This is a genomic window from Sphingomonas yunnanensis, assembly GCF_019898765.1.
GTDB classification, from domain to species: Bacteria; Pseudomonadota; Alphaproteobacteria; order Sphingomonadales; family Sphingomonadaceae; genus Sphingomonas; species Sphingomonas yunnanensis.
In genome coordinates, this window is sequence record NZ_JAIOKB010000001.1 from 236,567 (window position 1) to 253,169 (window position 16,603).

11 protein-coding genes and 1 tRNA gene are annotated in these 16,603 nt (G+C 68.5%); 9 read left to right on the forward strand and 3 right to left on the reverse strand.

The features are described 5' to 3' along the window. Positions 1–84: 84 nt before the first annotated feature. Complete coding sequence (gene clpX / locus K7957_RS01070) at positions 85–1,350, forward strand: ATP-dependent Clp protease ATP-binding subunit ClpX (RefSeq protein WP_223010158.1); 1,266 nt, start codon at positions 85–87, stop codon at positions 1,348–1,350. Between the two features lie 307 nt (positions 1,351–1,657). Next, positions 1,658–2,758: a calcium:cation antiporter gene (locus K7957_RS01075; protein ID WP_246616598.1), complete on the forward strand. Its 1,101-nt coding sequence runs from the start codon at positions 1,658–1,660 to the stop codon at positions 2,756–2,758. Between the two features lie 25 nt (positions 2,759–2,783). On the opposite strand, the gene K7957_RS01080 is transcribed toward K7957_RS01075, so the two are convergent. Both K7957_RS01080 and K7957_RS01085 read right to left on the reverse strand, forming a co-directional pair. Further along, positions 2,784–3,044, reverse strand: a complete 261-nt coding sequence (locus K7957_RS01080) for a hypothetical protein (protein WP_223010159.1) — start codon at positions 3,042–3,044, stop codon at positions 2,784–2,786. Further along, positions 3,014–4,795 (reverse strand): M1 family metallopeptidase, encoded by a 1,782-nt coding sequence (locus tag K7957_RS01085; protein ID WP_223010160.1) that lies wholly within the window; start codon positions 4,793–4,795, stop codon positions 3,014–3,016. The genes K7957_RS01080 and K7957_RS01085 overlap by 31 nt, the downstream gene beginning before the upstream one ends. On the opposite strand from K7957_RS01085, the gene lon reads away from it, so the two are divergent. The 5 genes from lon (at position 4,794) to K7957_RS01110 (ending at position 12,760) form a co-directional block, all read left to right on the forward strand. Continuing rightward, positions 4,794–7,190: an endopeptidase La gene (gene lon, locus K7957_RS01090; protein WP_223010161.1), complete on the forward strand. Its 2,397-nt coding sequence runs from the start codon at positions 4,794–4,796 to the stop codon at positions 7,188–7,190. The genes K7957_RS01085 and lon overlap by 2 nt on opposite strands. Before the next feature lie 160 nt (positions 7,191–7,350). Next, positions 7,351–7,623, forward strand: a complete 273-nt coding sequence (locus K7957_RS01095) for an HU family DNA-binding protein (protein ID WP_183920663.1) — start codon at positions 7,351–7,353, stop codon at positions 7,621–7,623. Positions 7,624–7,675: 52 nt separating this feature from the next. After that, positions 7,676–7,750: transfer RNA gene (locus tag K7957_RS01100), tRNA-Val, on the forward strand. A 436-nt stretch (positions 7,751–8,186) separates the two neighbouring features. Beyond that, positions 8,187–9,806, forward strand: coding sequence for a hypothetical protein (locus K7957_RS01105; protein ID WP_223010162.1), 1,620 nt, complete (start codon positions 8,187–8,189; stop codon positions 9,804–9,806). A 95-nt stretch (positions 9,807–9,901) separates the two neighbouring features. Then, positions 9,902–12,760 carry a TonB-dependent receptor domain-containing protein gene (locus K7957_RS01110; RefSeq protein WP_223010163.1) on the forward strand — a complete coding sequence of 953 codons (2,859 nt, stop codon included), beginning with the start codon at positions 9,902–9,904 and terminating at the stop codon, positions 12,758–12,760. 40 nt (positions 12,761–12,800) lie between these two features. On the opposite strand, the gene K7957_RS01115 is transcribed toward K7957_RS01110, so the two are convergent. Beyond that, complete coding sequence (locus tag K7957_RS01115; protein ID WP_223010164.1) at positions 12,801–13,427, reverse strand: prolyl hydroxylase family protein; 627 nt, start codon at positions 13,425–13,427, stop codon at positions 12,801–12,803. Positions 13,428–13,541: 114 nt separating this feature from the next. Here K7957_RS01115 and K7957_RS01120 point away from each other — a divergent pair, with 114 nt between their 5' ends. Next, positions 13,542–14,393, forward strand: coding sequence for a type II secretion system protein N (locus K7957_RS01120; RefSeq protein ID WP_223010165.1), 852 nt, complete (start codon positions 13,542–13,544; stop codon positions 14,391–14,393). Beyond that, on the forward strand, positions 14,393–16,600 hold the full coding sequence (gene gspD / locus K7957_RS01125; RefSeq protein WP_223010166.1) for a type II secretion system secretin GspD: 2,208 nt from the start codon (positions 14,393–14,395) through the stop codon (positions 16,598–16,600). The genes K7957_RS01120 and gspD overlap by 1 nt, the downstream gene beginning before the upstream one ends. Positions 16,601–16,603: the final 3 nt, after the last annotated feature.

The window sequence follows — 16,603 nt, forward strand, 5'->3', positions numbered from 1 at the left end:
TTGTACGTTGTTGCTTAAGGTGCAGTGCGATAGCCTGCGCCGCGCCCAGGGCAGGCGCCATGCCTGCGACGAAGGATGATCTGAATGACGAAACTCAGTGGCGGCGATAGCAAGAGCACGCTCTATTGCTCGTTCTGCGGCAAGTCGCAGCACGAGGTGCGCAAGCTGATCGCCGGCCCCACCGTGTTCATCTGCGACGAGTGCGTCGAGCTGTGCAACGACATCATCCGCGAGGAGACGAAGTCGGCACTGGTCGCGAAGAAGGACGGCGGCGTGCCGAGCCCGCAGGAGATCTGCGACGTGCTCGACGATTACGTCATCGGGCAGAAGCGCGCCAAGCGCGTGCTGTCGGTGGCCGTGCACAACCATTACAAGCGCCTCAATCACGGCGCCAAGGGTGCCGATGTCGAGCTGAGCAAGTCGAACATCCTGCTCGTCGGCCCGACCGGCTGCGGCAAGACGCTGCTGGCGCAGACGCTGGCGCGGATCCTCGACGTGCCGTTCACCATGGCGGACGCCACGACGCTGACCGAGGCGGGCTATGTCGGCGAGGACGTCGAGAACATCATCCTCAAGCTGCTCCAGGCGTCCGACTATAACGTCGAGCGCGCGCAGCGCGGCATCGTCTACATCGACGAGATCGATAAGATCAGCCGCAAGGCCGAGAATCCCTCGATCACCCGCGACGTGTCGGGTGAGGGCGTGCAGCAGGCGCTGCTCAAGCTGATGGAGGGCACCACCGCGAGCGTCCCGCCGCAGGGCGGTCGCAAGCACCCGCAGCAGGAGTTCCTCCAGGTCGACACGACCAACATCCTGTTCATCTGCGGCGGCGCCTTCTCGGGGCTCGAGAAGATCATCGGCGATCGTCTCCAGGGCAAGTCGATCGGCTTCGGCGCCTATGTCGCCTCGCCCGAGGAGAAGCGCACCGGCGAGGTGCTGCGCCAGACCGAGCCGGAGGATCTGCTCAAGTTCGGTCTGATCCCCGAGTTCGTCGGCCGCCTGCCGGTGATCGCGACGCTCGAGGACCTCGACGTGCCCGCGCTCGTGAAGATCCTCGCCGAGCCCAAGAACGCGCTGGTCAAACAATATCAGAAGCTGTTCGAGATGGAGGACGTCAAGCTCGGCTTCACCGACGACGCGCTCACCACGGTCGCCAAGAAGGCGATCGAGCGCAAGACCGGCGCGCGCGGGTTGCGTTCGATCCTGGAGGCCATCCTGCTCGACACGATGTTCGACCTGCCCGGCATGGACTCGGTCGACGAGGTCATGATCGACCGCGACGTGGTCGAGGGCCGCAAGGAGCCGGTGCGGGTCTACGCCGAGAAGAAGAAGGCGGGCGAGGTCGCCTGATCGGTCCGCTCTGTCGGAGACATTGAGGCAGAGTGAGGGTTTAGGGGGCCTCGCGAACCCGAAGTCATCGCGGGGCTGGTCCTGGAGCTACCGTGCCGCAGGCTCAGCCGGGGTGGCGTGATGTCAAGGGTAGATCCGGGGACAAGCGCAGGGTGACGCGACGGTAGGGACCGGGTCCCTATCGACGCTGAACGTTCCCGTCCTTTCCAAGCCCCGCACCAGGGCGTCGCGGTACGACCGCGGCGCCCTTCTTCGTTGCTGATCATATCGGGCGGATCGCACGGGTGTGCTCGCGCATTGCCTCGGCATGCAGACGACGACCGACGCCCCGCCGCCCGCGCCACCGACGCTGATGCCCTGGTGGGCGGTCGGGTTCCCGCTCGCCGGCGTGATCGCGGTGCTCGCGGGCCTGGCCAAGCTGGGGAGCGGGGGCACGGTAGCGGCGGCGGTGATCCTGTTCGGTGCGGTGCTCGCCGCCGTCCATCACGCCGAGGTGGTGGCGCATCGCGTCGGCGAGCCGTTCGGCACGCTGGTGCTCGCCATCGCGGTGACCGTGATCGAGGTGTCGCTGATCGTCTCGCTGATGCTGTCCGACGCGGGTGACGCCTCGGCGCTGGCGCGCGACACCGTCTTCGCCGCGATCATGATCATCCTCAACGGCATCATCGGCCTATGCCTGATGGTGGGCGGCGTGATCCACGGCGAGCAGCGCTTCTCGCTGCGCGGCGCGAGCGCGGCGCTGTGCACGCTCGCCGCCCTGGCGATCCTGGCGCTCGTCCTGCCCAACTATACCTCGAGCGCCTCGGGGCCGAGCTATTCGACCTCGCAGCTCATCCTCGTCGCGTTGGTGAGCCTGTTCCTCTACGGCGTGTTCGTGATGGTGCAGACACTGCGCCACCGCGACTATTTTCTCAGCGTCGAGGGGGAAGACGATCACGGCGCCATCCCCGACCCGCGCACGACCTGGATCGCCTTCGCGCTGCTGCTCGTCGCGTTGGTGGCGGTGGTGCTGCTCGCCAAATCGCTGTCGGCGACGATCGAGCGCGCGGTTCTCGACGCCGGCCTGCCGCTCGCGGTCGTCGGCGTGGTGATCGCTGCGCTGGTGCTCGCGCCGGAGAGCCTCGCCGCCGTCCGAGCGGCGCGGCGCAATCGCATCCAGACCAGCCTCAATCTCGCGCTCGGCTCGGCGCTGGCGACGATCGGGCTGACGATCCCGGCGGTGGCCATCGTCAGCCTCGCGCTCGACCTGCCGCTCGCGCTTGGGATCGGCGCGAAGAGCCTGGTGCTGCTCGCGCTCTCGCTCTTCGTCGCGACGATCTCGCTGGGCAACGGGCGAACAACGGTGCTGCAGGGCGCGGTGCACCTCGTGATCTTCGCGGTCTATCTGTTCACCACCGTGGTGCCGTGAGCGCGGCACCGCCTCCCTCCCGGACTCACCGCGTCCGCTGTCGCGCCGCCAGTGCGATGCCGGCCGCGATCTGCAACACCGCATAGGCGCGCCGCCGTCCCGGCCGGCCGACGAAGGGCGCCACCAGTGCCTCCGCGCCGAGCGCGCGCTCCCGCCACAGCGCGACGTGGCGGCGCGGCTGGAGCAGGCCGAGCATCCCGTCGCCGATCATGAACACCGCGGCCATCTCGGCGCTGCGCCGCGCCAGCAGCTGACTCACTTCGAGGTCGTCGGTCGCGCGCGCCATGCCTGATACTCCTCCACCGTGACCGAGCGACGCAGCACGCGCGCCGCCGGGTCGATCGTGACGTGCGCCCCCGCCGGGACGCGTAGCTCGCCTGGGACGGCGACACGCCGCAGCACGTCGCCGACCTGGATCTCGACCGGCATCGCGAAATCGCGCGGTCGCTCGGTCCTCCAGGCCAGCCGCAGCACGTCGCCGTCGCGCCTCGTCAGCAGCTCGGGTAACGCCCGGTCGCGCAGATAGGTGTCGAAGAACCAGCCGTAATCGTTGCCGGTCACGCGCGCGACGATCGCTTCGAACTCGCGCGTCGAGCCGTAACGCGGTCTGAAGTTGCCGGGGCGCGGATCGGGGCGGCCGTAGACCAGACGGCGCACCGCCTCGTAGAAGGCGGCGTCGCCGATCAGCCAGCGCAGGCTGTGGAGCGCCCACGATCCCTTGTAGTAGATGTCGGTGCCCGCACCGCCCTTGGCGGGCTCGTACACCTCCTCCTCGGTCAGGACACGATCGCGCACGATCGGCGCGCGATTCGCGATCTGGTTGCGCTGCGCCTCGAGCATCACCGCGTAGCGCGCCTCGCCCTCGCGCCAGCGCCCGTACAGCGGCTGCATGTAGCTGCCGAAGCCCTCGTGCAGCCAGTAATCGTCCCAATTGGCCGCGGTCAGCTGGTTGCCGAACCACTCGTGCGAGAATTCATGGTGGAACAGCCAGTCGAACCCCTCGGGCGCCTTCGCATAGCGGTTGCCGTAGGCGTTGATCGTCTGGTGCTCCATGCCCTTGTGCGGGGTCTCGACGACGCCGAGCTTCTCGTCGCCGAAGGGGTAGGGGCCGATCACCGACTCGAAGAAGTCGAGCGTCGGTGCGAACTCGGCGAAGAGCGCGCGCGCCTGCGCCTCCTCGCCCGGCAGGTACCAGTAAGCGAGCGGGATACGGTTACCGTAGCGGCTGCGGTATGTCCCCTCGATCACCTCATAGGGGCCGAGATTGATCGCGATCGCATAGGTGTTGGGCTGGCGCGCGCGCCAGTGCCAGACGCTGCGTCCGTCGGGCAGCGCGTCGACCCCGATCAGGCGGCCGTTCGACGGCGCCTTCAGCCCCCGAGGGGCGGTGATGTGCAGCAGAGCCTCGCCCGGCTCGCCCTCGGGGAAGTCGAGGCAAGGCCAGAGCAGGTCGCAGCCATAGCCCTCGGTCGTCGTCGCGATCCACGGATGACCGTCTGACGTGGTCGACCAGACGATGCCGTCGTCCCATGGCGCATTGACCGCGACGTGCGGCGTGCCGTCATACACGATGTCGACCGAGGTCGTCGCGCCCTTCGCCAGCGGTATCGCGAGGGCGAGCTGGCCGCCGGGGCGTTGCACCGCCGTGGCAGGGAGTGCGCGGCCGCCGACCGAGACCGAGCGCACTGCATAGTTGGAGTCGAGGTCGAGCAGCAGTCGCGGCACCGTCGCCTCCGCGCGCAGGCCGAGCCGCGCGCGCGCCGTCAGTGTCCGCCGCGACGGGTCGAGCCCGAACCAGAGTTCGGCCGATGCGAGGCGGAGTGCCGCCTGCTCGGGCGGGCGAAGGCCGCCCGAGCGCTGCGTCTGCGCGCTGATCGGTGGCTCGCCCTTCGCGGGCAGGTGTGACCCGCGCGCCGCGGTGGCGCTCCCGATCGCCAACGGCAGGACGGTCGTGAGCACTGCCAGATTGATGCGGCGGCCCCACGCACCATATACAGTGCGTTGGCCGTCCTCGTTGGGCGGCGCCGGAGTATCCATGACGTCCACTTTCCCCGTACTGCCGCTTCGCGACATCGTCGTCTTCCCGCATATGATCGTGCCGCTGTTCGTCGGGCGCGACAAGTCGGTCGCCGCGCTCGAGGCGGCGATGGCCGCGGACAAGGAGATCTACCTGGTCGCGCAGCTCGACCCGGCCGAGGACGATCCCTCGCGCGACGACCTCTACACGATGGGCGTCACGGCGACGGTGCTCCAGCTGCTCAAGCTACCCGACGGCACGGTGCGCGTGCTCGTCGAGGGCAAGGCGCGCGCCACGCTGGAGACGCTGGAGGAGAGCGGTGCCTATCTCACCGCCACGGTCGAACCCGTCTCCGACGTGGAGGTCGAAGGGCCGGAGCTCGCCGCGCTGATGCGTTCCGTGGTCGATCAGTTCGAGAATTATGCGAAGCTCAACCGCAAGCTCCCGGCCGAGCTGGCGTCGCAGCTGGCCGAGATCGCGGGCGCGGGTCAGCTGTCCGACACGGTCGCGGGCAACATCCAGGTCAAGGTCGCGGAGAAGCAGTCGCTGCTGATGGAGATCGACCCGCTCAAGCGGCTCGAGATGGCCTATGCGCTGATGGAGGGTGAGCTCGGCGTCCTGCAGGTCGAGAAGAAGATCAAGAGCCGCGTCAAGCGTCAGATGGAGAAGACGCAGCGCGAATATTACCTCAACGAGCAGCTCAAGGCGATCCAGCGCGAGCTGGGCAACGAGGGCGAGGAGGGCGAGGGCGACGAGATCGCCGAGCTCACCCAGAAGATCGCGACGCTCCGGCTCTCCAAGGAGGCGCGCAGCAAGGCGACCGCCGAGCTGAAGAAGCTGAAGACGATGGCGCCGATGAGCGCCGAGGCCACCGTCGTGCGCAATTATCTCGACGTGCTGCTAGGCCTGCCCTGGGGCAAGAAGAGCAAGATCAAGAAGGACATCGCCGCCGCGCAGGCGGTCCTGGACGAGGATCATTACGCGCTTGAGAAGGTCAAGGACCGGATCGTCGAGTATCTCGCGGTGCAGGCGCGCACCAACAAGCTGAAGGGGCCGATCCTGTGCCTCGTCGGCCCGCCCGGCGTCGGCAAGACGTCGCTCGGCAAGAGCATCGCCAAGGCGACCGGGCGCGAGTTCATCCGTCAGTCGCTCGGCGGGGTGCGCGACGAGGCCGAGATCCGCGGCCATCGCCGCACCTATATCGGCTCGCTGCCGGGCAAGGTCGTCACCAACCTCAAGAAGGCGGGGACCAGCAACCCGCTGTTCCTGCTCGACGAGATCGACAAGCTCGGGCAGGATTTCCGCGGCGACCCGGCCTCGGCGCTGCTCGAGGTGCTCGATCCCGAGCAGAACGCGCGCTTCAGCGATCATTATCTCGAGATCGACATCGATCTCAGCGATGTGATGTTCGTCTGCACCGCCAACTCGCTCAACCTGCCGCAGCCGCTGCTCGACCGCATGGAGATCATCCGGCTCGAGGGCTATACCGAGGACGAGAAGGTCGAGATCGCCGAGCGCCACCTGATCGCCAAGCAGGTGCAGGCCCACGGGCTCAAGCCGGGCGAGTTCACGCTGACCGACGAGGGGCTGCGGGCGCTGATCCAGCGCTACACGCGCGAGGCGGGGGTGCGCACGCTCGAGCGTGAGGTTGCCAAGCTGTGCCGCAAGGTGCTGCGCCAGATCCTCGAGGGCAAGGTCACGGGCGTGACGATCACGCCCGACAATCTCGCCGACTTCGCGGGCGTGCAGAAGTTCCGCCACGGCCTGTCCGAGACCGAGGACCAGATCGGCGCGGTGACCGGCCTCGCCTGGACCGAGGTGGGCGGCGAGCTGCTGACGATCGAGAGCGTCACCGTGCCCGGCAAGGGCCAGGCCAAGGTGACGGGCAAGCTCGGCGAGGTGATGAAGGAGTCGGTCCAGGCCGCCTACAGCTTCGTGCAGGCGCGCTCGCCCTCGTTCGGGATCAAGCCCAGCCTGTTCCATCGCAAGGACATCCACATCCACCTGCCCGAGGGCGCGGTGCCCAAGGACGGCCCGTCGGCGGGCATCGGGCTGGTCACCTCGATCGTCTCGACGCTCACGGGTATCCCCGTGCGCAAGGAGGTCGCGATGACGGGCGAGGTCACGCTGCGCGGCCGGGTCCTGCCGATCGGCGGGCTCAAGGAGAAGCTGCTCGCGGCGCTCCGCGGCGGGATCGAGACGGTGTTGATCCCCAAGGAGAATGAGAAGGACTTGGCGGAGATTCCGGCGAACATCCGCGAGGGCCTGCGGATCGTGCCGGTCAGCCACGTCGACGAGGTGCTCAAGCTGGCGCTGACCCAGCCGCTCGAGGCGATCGACTGGACCGAGGCGGACGAGCTAGCGGCGCTGCCGCCCGCTCCGATCACCCCGGTCGGCGGCGAGCTGCACCACTAAGCGTCACTAACACAAAGCAACTTATTGCCGCCGCGTCCTGTCCCGGGGCGCGGCGGTTTCGTTTGACTCGACGCGGAGCGCGCGCCTTACTGGAGGGATGCGGGCCACGCTCCGCGAATCCATCTCGATTGCGTAACGGTAAGGAACGGGGTCTTCTCGCATGAACAAACAGGAACTGATCGCGCAGGTCGCGACGGCGGCCGGGCTCGGCAAGAGCGAGGCGAGCCGCGCGGTCGAGGCGGTGTTCGACGCGATCTCGACGAGCCTGAAGAAGGGGGACGAGGTGCGCCTGGTCGGCTTCGGCACCTTCGCGGTCAGTCGTCGCAAGGCGTCGACGGGGCGCAACCCGCGCACCGGTGAGCCGATGACGATCAAGGCCTCGAGCCAGCCCAAGTTCAAGGCGGGCAAGGTGCTCAAGGACTCGCTCAATTAAGTGCTGGACAGGGCTGGCGCGCTCCCGTAGGTGCGCCGCTCCCGACGCGGATGGGCGCGTAGCTCAGCGGTAGAGCACACCCTTCACACGGGTGGGGTCACAGGTTCAATCCCTGTCGCGCCCACCATCCGACCGGCCCGAACGCCCCGCTCGTCCCCGTGACCGGCGGGGCTTCTCGCATGTGACGTTCGGCATCGTGCGCGATCACCCACGGCGCGTGATCCTGCGCTGGCAGTAGCGCAGCGGTATCAGGCCCGGCGTTTCAGGCTCTGGGTTCCTGCGTGCGCAGGAACACGATCGAACTGTGATGCAGGGGCCGACGATCACAGGCTGAGCGGCAGACTAGACGCTCGCCGTTCGCCCGCGCCTGACAAGTCCCAGATCGGGGCACGAGCCTGGTTGTCACTTAAGCGTAACGCAAACGACGCCAAAACGTCTTGGAAGACTCATTCAGCTGTCATCGAGCGGGCCTAGCGGCGCTGCTCAGGGAGCGAGCGGGCGCACATGGTTCGACTCGCCGCACCGGGTCCCAACGCGGGGTCCGTCCTAACAGGGAGTGAGTCATGGTCAGCTTCAGCCGTCGCAGCAAGTTCCTGCTGGCGACCTCCGCCACGTTGTTCCTCGCCTCGTGCGGCGCGGACGACGTCGCGTCGCCGGGCGCCGGCAGTCTGCCGATCACGATCGTCCAGCCCGCGCCGACCCCGACGCCGACCGCGGCGCCGACTCCGACGGCCCTTACGAACGCGCAGATCGCGTTGGCGACCGCGCAGAATGGCATCACCGTCACCGCGGACGAGCAGGTCGCGATCCTCAACGCCGGGCAGAACAACAATCTGCAGGGCTTCGGCAGCACGCTCAACGGCGTCTACCCGGTCAGCGGCACCTCGCTGGCGACCGCGAGCAACCCGCAGACGGTGCTCGGCAACAGCAGCTTCATCCAGAACACGAGCTTCGTCGGTGCACTGAGCGGCCCGAACGACTCCGCCTTCTCGGGCTGGACGTGCAGCTCCACCGCCGCCAGCTTCCTCAATAGCGGTAATTGCAGCGCGGCGCCCTCCATCGGCACCGGCGGCGCGACTGCGACCTGCCCGACGGGGACGATCGACGACGGTCTCGTGCAGACGTTCCGCGCCTGCCGCCTTCCGTCCGGTACGGAAACGCCGCAGATCCTGAGCGACCTGACGCTGCCGAAAATCTCTGGGGTCTTCTACCGGCTGCGCGGGCAAACCGAGATCGGCAATGGTACCGCGAGTGTCACTCTGACGATCGCGCCGGGCGTCGTGATCGCCGCCGACTCGTCCGAGTCCTCGAATGATCTGCTGCTCGTCAACCGTGGCAGCCGCCTGAACGCGGTGGGCACGGCCGATGCGCCGATCATCTTCACCGCGCAGCAGAACCTCGCCAGCAACGGCGTGTCGGACGCGACTCAGGGGCTGTGGGGCGGCGTGGTGCTGCTCGGCCGCGCGCCCACCGCGGTCTGCGCCGCCGGTACCGGCCCGAACGACGCCAACGGCAGCTCGGCGACCTGCCAGCAGGCGATCGAGGGCGTCACCGGGCGCTTCTACGGCGGCAGCGATCAGGCCGACAGCTCGGGGACGCTCCAGTACGTCCAGATCCGCTTTACCGGCATCGCGATCAGTGAGGGCAACGAGCTCCAGGGCCTCACGCTCGGCGGCACCGGCTCGGGCACGACGATCGACCACGTCCAGAGTCACAATTCCTCGGACGACGGCGTCGAGATCTTCGGCGGCGCCACCAACCTGAAGTATTTCGTCGTGACGGGCGCGGACGACGACGGGTTCGACGTCGACAACGGCTGGCGCGGCTTCATGCAGTTCATCATCGCCGCGCAGAAGGCCTCGGGCTCGACCGCCGACTCGTTCGCGACCGAGATCGACTCGAACAATGCCGAGGACCTGCTGCCGCGCACCTACGGCCGCTACGCCAACTTCACCTTCGTCCAGACCAACTCGGCCCCGGCCGCGATCCGCCTTCGCGGCGGCGCGGACTTCGCCTTCGTCAACGGCGTGGTGAAGTCGGCGGCGGGTGCGGCGTGCGTCAACATCATCGCCGGTGCGGGTGACGGGGCCACGCGCACCACGATCCGCGCCGCCGACAGCGCGCTCCAGGACGTCGGGCCGCCGACCTTCAACTCGGTCTACTTCCAGTGCCAGGGCCGCTGAGGCGCCACCAGCCCTCGTGATGCTCGGCGGGCCCGGGGAGCGCCTCTCAGCGCCGCCCCGGGCCCGCTCATAGAAACAGACTGGAACCTTCCGCCATGCGCCAGCGCACCTATGCCTCGCTCCTTCTCCTGACGACCACCTTGGTCGCCCCCGCGGCGCTGGCGCAGGTCGCGCCGCAGACCGGCGCGCCGACCACGTCCTCGCCGGCGGCCCCGCCGCCGACGAGCACCACCACCAATCCAGAGGCCGCCCCGACGTCGCAGGACCAGGCGACCGCTACCGCGACGCCCGGCACTGAGCAGGGCGCCGACGCCGCGGCCGAAGAGCCCCAGGCCGAGATCTCCGCGCCCGGGCTCGATGCCAGCGGCGGAGGCGACATCGTCGTGGTGGGGCGCAACATCCCCAACACGATCCGTGCCACCGCGCAGGTCGTCAGCGTCCTCTCCAGCGCCGACATCGCGCGCACCGGCGAGGGCGACATCGCCGGTGCGCTGACCCGCGTCACCGGCCTGTCGGTGGTCGGCAACGGTTATGTGTTCGTCCGCGGCCTGGGTGACCGTTACTCCTCGGCGCTGCTCAACGGCTCGCCGCTGCCGAGCCCCGAGCCGTTGCGCCGCACCGTCCCGCTCGACATCTTCCCGACCACCGTGGTCGGCTCGGCGCTGGTGCAGAAGACCTATTCCGCCAATTACCCCGGCGAGTTCGGCGGCGGCGTCATCAACCTGACGACCAAGGCCATTCCCGACGAGAACTTCTTCACCGTCGGTGCCTCGGGCGGGATCGACACCGAGACGACCTCCAAGCTCGGCTACACCTATTTCGGCTCGAAGACCGACTGGCTCGGCTATGACGGCGGCGAGCGCAACGTGCCCAGCTTCATCAAGCAGGCGCCCACGGGCAATGGCGTGATCCCGAGCGCGCAGGTGCTGCAGCTCTCCAATGCGCGGACCACGTTGCTCCAGCGCACCACCGACACGCCCGCCAATTACTCAGGCAGCATGGACCTGGGCGTCACCGGCGACATCGGCGCGACCCGCGTCGGGCTGATCGGCAGCCTCGGCGTGTCGAACACCTGGCGTACGCGCGACGCGACGCAGCAGGACACGGTCAGCGTCGACGGCACGCTGCGCAACGACTTTCACACCGTGATCACCGATAATCGCGCCGTGGTGAACGGCCTGCTCGGCTTCGGCGCCGAGTTCGGCGAGAACAAGGTGCGCTGGACCAACGTCTACATCCACGACACGCTCAAGCAGGGCCGTGCCTCGGGTGCGACCGTGTACAACAATTCCAGCGGCAACCCGCTCTTCCAGCAGAACACCAATTGGTTCGAGCGCAAGCTGATCGAGACCCAGCTCGTCGGCGAGTTCAAGCCGATCACCGACCTGTCGATCGACGTACGCGGCGCCTACGCCAACACGCAGCGCAACTCGCCCTATGAGCGGCAGTTCATCTATCTCTGCAACACCAGCCTGACCGACCAGACCGGCGACGTGCCGGTCAGCGACCGCGGGCTCAACTGCCCGGGGGCGTGGCAGGCGACCAACGCCTTCGATCGCTTCGCCACGGTGGTCTTCAGCGAGCTCAACGAGGATCTCTACTCGGGCCAGGCCGACGTGGCCTACAAGATCCCGGGCGAGCGCCCGATGACGGTATCGGCGGGCTATTATTTCTCGGAGAACGATCGCACCTCGACGCGGCTGCCCTTCGTCTACCAGACCGCCACGGGCGGGGCGATCCCGTTCCCGTGCAACCTGCTGCGTCCCGACTATCTGCTCTCGCCCGACGTGGTGAACGGCTGCCCCACGCCGATCTCGGGCAACCCGGCGGACACCGCGGTGCAGTTGCGCTTCGACGCGGGGCAGAACGGCTCTTACCAATATGACGCGCTGCTGCGCATCCACGCCGGCTACGCCCAGGTCGAGGCGGAGGCGCTCGATGGGCTGCGCGCGATCATCGGCGTCCGCTACGAGACAGCGACGCAGCGGGTCACCCCGATCAACGCCACCTCGACCCGGCTCAAGAACGATTACGTCCTGCCCGCGGCGACGATCACCTGGAACTTCGCCAGCAACCAGCAGCTGCGCCTCGCCGCCTCGAAGACGATCGCGCGGCCGCAGTTCCGCGAGCTCGCTCCCCAGGCTTTTCGTGACTTCGAGTCGGACCGCCTCTTCTTCGGCAACCCGCGGCTGAAGGACTCGGAGCTGTACAACCTCGAGGCGCGCTACGAGTGGTTCTTCGCGCGCGACCAGCGCATCACGCTGGCGGGCTTCTACAAGCGGATCGACAACCCGATCGAGCAGGTCGGCTTCTTCCCGACGCCCGACGCGCGACTCCAGACCGGCTTCACCAACCTGCCGCGCGCCAAGCTGTACGGCGCCGAGCTCGAGGCGCAGAAGTACGTCCCGCTCGACTTCATCTCGGCCGGCTTCGCGGGCAAGCGAGCGGTGCTGATCGCCAACTACACCTGGACCCACTCGGCCATCACCGCCGACGGCAGCTGCGTGCCGGGCGTGCTCGAGGGGACGACGCTGGGCGGGTGTCAGGCGAACTTCGCGCCGGCGCGCTCGCTGTTCCGCGACGGCGCGCCGCTGACCGGCCAGTCGGACCATCTCGTCAACCTGCAGCTGGGCTATGAGGACACCGACAACGGCACCCAGGCGACTCTGTTGTTCAACTATGCCAGCGAGCGGGTCACCAACCGGGGGCCATCGCTGCTCGATGGTTCGGGCTTCCAGCCCGACATCATCGAGAAGCCGGGCATCCGGCTCGACTTCGTCATGCGCCAGAAGGTGCAGCTGGTCGGGCAGAAGGTGGAGATCAAGGCCGAGGCGCGCAATCTCACGGGCACGCGCTACCAGGAATTCCAGAGCTTCGACGGCGGCGGCCGGGTCGACATCAACCGTTATCGGCTGGGTCGTCTCTTCACCCTGGGCGCCAGCGTGAGCTTCTGATCGGCGGCGGTGACCGGCGGAAGACGCCGCCGGGCACTGCTCAGCCCCAGGGTCGCTCGCGAAACCATTTGGTGATGACGTATTTGACGCCGGCGCGCACCTTCATGCCGTGGTGCAGCGTGGCAGGGTTGGGCGTGTCGTCGGCGCGGCGGTTGTTCCAGCAGACCAGCTTGCCCGACTCCGGCTGGATCGTCTTGTCGATCGCCTTGAAACGCGTCGCGCCCCCGGCTTCGGGGGCGTTGAGATAGACCATCATCGTCCAGGTGCGGTTGCCCGCCACGCCGCAGAAGCGCGCGAAATCGGCCCCGGTCGGCTCGAAATAATCGGTGTGCGCCTTGAACTCCTGACCGACGGCGTAGCGCTGGCCCTGCAATGGCTCGCCGTGGCGCGGGTCGAGCCCGGCGAAGTCGGCGAGGCGACGGTCGACCGCGGCGACGAGCGGGACGTCGACGCGCAGGTCGCAGGTCTCGCTGGTGCGGAAGGCGGTGTCGCCGTTCGGATCGGCGATGGTCGAGGGTCGCCGATCCGCGTCGATCAGCGCGATCAGTGCGTCGCACTCCTGTGCGTCGAGGAAGTCGCGACGAATGAACAGCGTGAGCTTGGGAGAGGGGACTCGCTGGATCAGCGGCTGCGCACTCAGTCGCGCGATGATGGGGTCGGTCGCCATGCACCTGCTATATTCCACCTGAAGCAAGTCGAACCAGCCACAGAAATATTACACAAGCCGGCGGTGCCGATGTAACAGGGCAGTCGTGGTGGCGCAGGGAGTTCAGCCGAGCGCATGCGTTTGAAGTTCGACGCCCGGGCACGGGCGATCCTGCGGCGGTTGCCGGTGGTGAACGCTTATTCGGCAGTCGAGCTCCTGCTGCTCGCCGGCCTCGCCGTGCAATGCGCGCGGCTGATGTGGGTGATCGTCACGCCGGTGTCGCCGCTCGGCGCCTGGGTACCGGCCGGGCCGACGATCCCCGTCGATCCCGCCGGCGTGCTCGGCAGCGTCGATCCCTTCTACCGGGTGAGTGGCGCACAGGCGGCGCAGGGACCCGCGGTGGTCACCTCGCTCCAGCTCACCCTGTTCGGCACGCGGATGGACGACGCGCAGGCGCGCGGTGCCGCGATCCTCGCGGGGCCGGACGGACTGCAGCGCAGCGTCAGCGTCGGCGAGGAGGTCGTGCCCGGGGTGGTGCTGCGCGGCGTCGCCTTCGACCATGTCACGCTCGAGCGTGGCGGCGCGCGCGAGGACCTGTTCCTCGATCAGTCGAGCAAGCCGAGCGCCGCGGTGCCGCCCCCCGGCGCCGCTCCCGTGGCGATGCCGGGCCCGGACCCGCGAACGGCACGCGACTCCGACGCGGGCGGCGGGGCGATGTCGCCCGACCGGCTTCGCACCGACATCACCGCCATCCCGCAGATAGAGGGCGGTCGGGTCGTCGGGTTGACCGTCCGCGGGCAGGGCGGCAACGCCTTCCGCGCCTCGGGTCTACGCGACGGCGACGTCGTCACCCAGGTGGCGGGTCGGCCGGTCTCGGGACCTGCCGACCTCGAACAGTTCACACGCGAGCGCGCCCCCGGCGGCTCGGTCCCCGTCACCGTCCAGCGCAATGGCCAGACGGTCGCGCTCGCCATCCCGGTAAAATGATGAAGCGTCCCCACGTCCTCCTCGCTTCCGTCGCGCTGGCCGCGGCGGTGCCGCCCGCGCTCGCGCAGACCACGCTCAACGTGCGCGACGCCGATATCCGCGCCTTCATCGCCGACGCCGCCAAGGTGACGGGGCGCACCTTCATCATCGACAACCGCGTGCAGGGCAAAGTGACCGTCGTCACTGACCGTCCGCTGTCGCGCTCCGAATATCTCGAGGTCTTCCTCTCGACGCTGCGCGCCAACGGCCTGGTCGCGGTGCCGAGCGCCAATGGCGCCTTCCGCGTCCAGCCGATCGACAATGCGGCGAGCCAGCCGGGGCGGATCGGCCTGGCCGGCGCGCCGCGTAACCAGCTCGTCACCGAGATCATCCGACTGCGCTCGATCGACGCCGCGCAAGCGGTCGATACCGTCCGCCCGCTGGTCAGCGCGCAGGGCTCGGTGACCGCGAACCGGGGCGGCAACAGCCTGGTGGTGGTCGATTTCGCCGACAACGTCCGGCGCGTGCGCGAGGTGGTGCGGCGGATCGACTCGGACACATCGGCGACGCGGATCATCCCGCTCAAGAACGCGCGCGCCAGCGAGGTCGCGACCGCGCTCCAGGGGCTGATCGGCGGGAGCGGCGGTGCCGCGTCTCCCTCGGGCGGCGCCTCGGCGGTAGCGATCGAGAGCTCCAACGCGGTGGCACTGCGCGGCGACCCGCAGACCGTCGCGCGCCTGGCGGCGCTGGCGCGCGAGCTCGACCAGAGCGCGCGCAACGCCACCGAGATCCGCGTCGTCTTCCTCGAGAATGCCGACGCCAACCAGCTGCTGCCGGTGCTCCAGCAGCTCGTCGGCCAGGCGCCCGACGCGATCGAGGAGCAGGCGCTCACCCGCTCGGGGCTCAGCAGCTCGAGCACCGGCTCGACCGGGGTGGGCGCGACGCCGCAGCCAGCGACTCGCTCGCGTCCGACCCAGTCGACGACGCAGCAGTCGGGCAGCCAGCCGCAGCAGGCCGCGATCACCGGCCAGGGCAACCGCACCGCGGCGGTGGTGACCCGCTATGCCGGCGCCAACGCGATCGTGATCGCGGCGCCCGCCGACATCCAGCGCCAGCTCGCCGACGTGGTGAAGCAGCTCGACCAGCGCCGCCAGCAGGTGCTGGTCGAGGCGATCGTCGCCGAGGTGTCGGACTCGACCGTCAACCAGCTCGGCGCGCAGTTCATCCTCGGCAACCTCGACGGCGGCGCCTTCGCCGCGTCGACCTTCAGCAACTCGGCGCCCAACATCCTTCAGATCGCGGGCGCGATCGGCGCGCGCGAGCTGGCGAGCTCGACCACCACCACGATCGCCAACGGCGTCACCACCACGGTGACCAACAATACGCCCTCGGACACGCTGACCCAGTCGGCGATCCAGTCGATCATCGGCTCGTCGGGCGGGTTCGGTGGCTTCGGCGGACAGATCGGCAGCACTGTCTTCGGCGCGATCATCAACGCGGTGAAGCGCGACAATACGTCGAACCTGCTCCAGGTGCCGCAGATCATGACGATCGACAACCAGGAGGCGCACACGCTCGTCGGGCAGGAGATCCCGATCACCACCGGCGAGGCGCTGTCGAACAATTTCGACAATGCCTTCCGCACCACGCAGCGGCAGAATGTCGGCATCGGGCTCGACGTGCGGCCGCAGGTGAACTCCTCGGGCACGATCAAGATGAACCTCCACCTCGAGGTCAGCTCGATCGCGGGGCCGGTGTCGAGCAACAATTCCGACCTGATCCTCAACAAGCGCGAGGTCGAGACGGTGCTGACCGTCGACGACGGGGCGATCGGCGTCATCGGCGGGCTGCTGTCGGACGAGGAGCGCCGCACGATCGAGAAGATCCCGCTGCTCGGGGACATTCCGGTGCTGGGCAACCTCTTCAAGTCGCGCGCCAAGACGCGGTCGAAGACCAACCTCATGATCTTCATCCGCCCGACCGTGATCCGCAGCGCGGCCGACAACCGCCGCGTCACCGAGCAGCGCTACGGCTATCTCCGCCTCCAGCAGGCGGCGCAGGAGCCGCTATCCGAGCCGTCGATCGACACGCTGGTGCGCGACTATATGGGAGCCGCGCCGCCGCTGCCGCCGGCGGGCCAGCCCGGCAGCATCGAGGACCCGCGCGTGGCGGTGCCGGTCTATCGCAACTCCACCACCGTCATCCCTGGGGGAGAGAGGCGCAAGTGATCG

Bases quoted from the DNA above. Each gene is read 5' to 3' on its own strand.
- gspD (WP_223010166.1), top strand. From the start codon at position 14,393: ATGAAGCGTCCCCACGTCCTCCTCGCTTCCGTCGCGCTGGCCGCGGCG.
- K7957_RS01120 (WP_223010165.1), top strand. From the start codon at position 13,542: ATGCGTTTGAAGTTCGACGCCCGGGCACGGGCGATCCTGCGGCGGTTG.
- K7957_RS01095 (WP_183920663.1), top strand. From the start codon at position 7,351: ATGAACAAACAGGAACTGATCGCGCAGGTCGCGACGGCGGCCGGGCTC.
- clpX (WP_223010158.1), top strand. From the start codon at position 85: ATGACGAAACTCAGTGGCGGCGATAGCAAGAGCACGCTCTATTGCTCG.
- K7957_RS01080 (WP_223010159.1), bottom strand. From the start codon at position 3,044: ATGGCGCGCGCGACCGACGACCTCGAAGTGAGTCAGCTGCTGGCGCGG.
- K7957_RS01115 (WP_223010164.1), bottom strand. From the start codon at position 13,427: ATGGCGACCGACCCCATCATCGCGCGACTGAGTGCGCAGCCGCTGATC.
- lon (WP_223010161.1), top strand. From the start codon at position 4,794: ATGACGTCCACTTTCCCCGTACTGCCGCTTCGCGACATCGTCGTCTTC.
- K7957_RS01110 (WP_223010163.1), top strand. From the start codon at position 9,902: ATGCGCCAGCGCACCTATGCCTCGCTCCTTCTCCTGACGACCACCTTG.
- K7957_RS01085 (WP_223010160.1), bottom strand. From the start codon at position 4,795: ATGGATACTCCGGCGCCGCCCAACGAGGACGGCCAACGCACTGTATAT.
- K7957_RS01075 (WP_246616598.1), top strand. From the start codon at position 1,658: ATGCAGACGACGACCGACGCCCCGCCGCCCGCGCCACCGACGCTGATG.
- K7957_RS01105 (WP_223010162.1), top strand. From the start codon at position 8,187: ATGGTCAGCTTCAGCCGTCGCAGCAAGTTCCTGCTGGCGACCTCCGCC.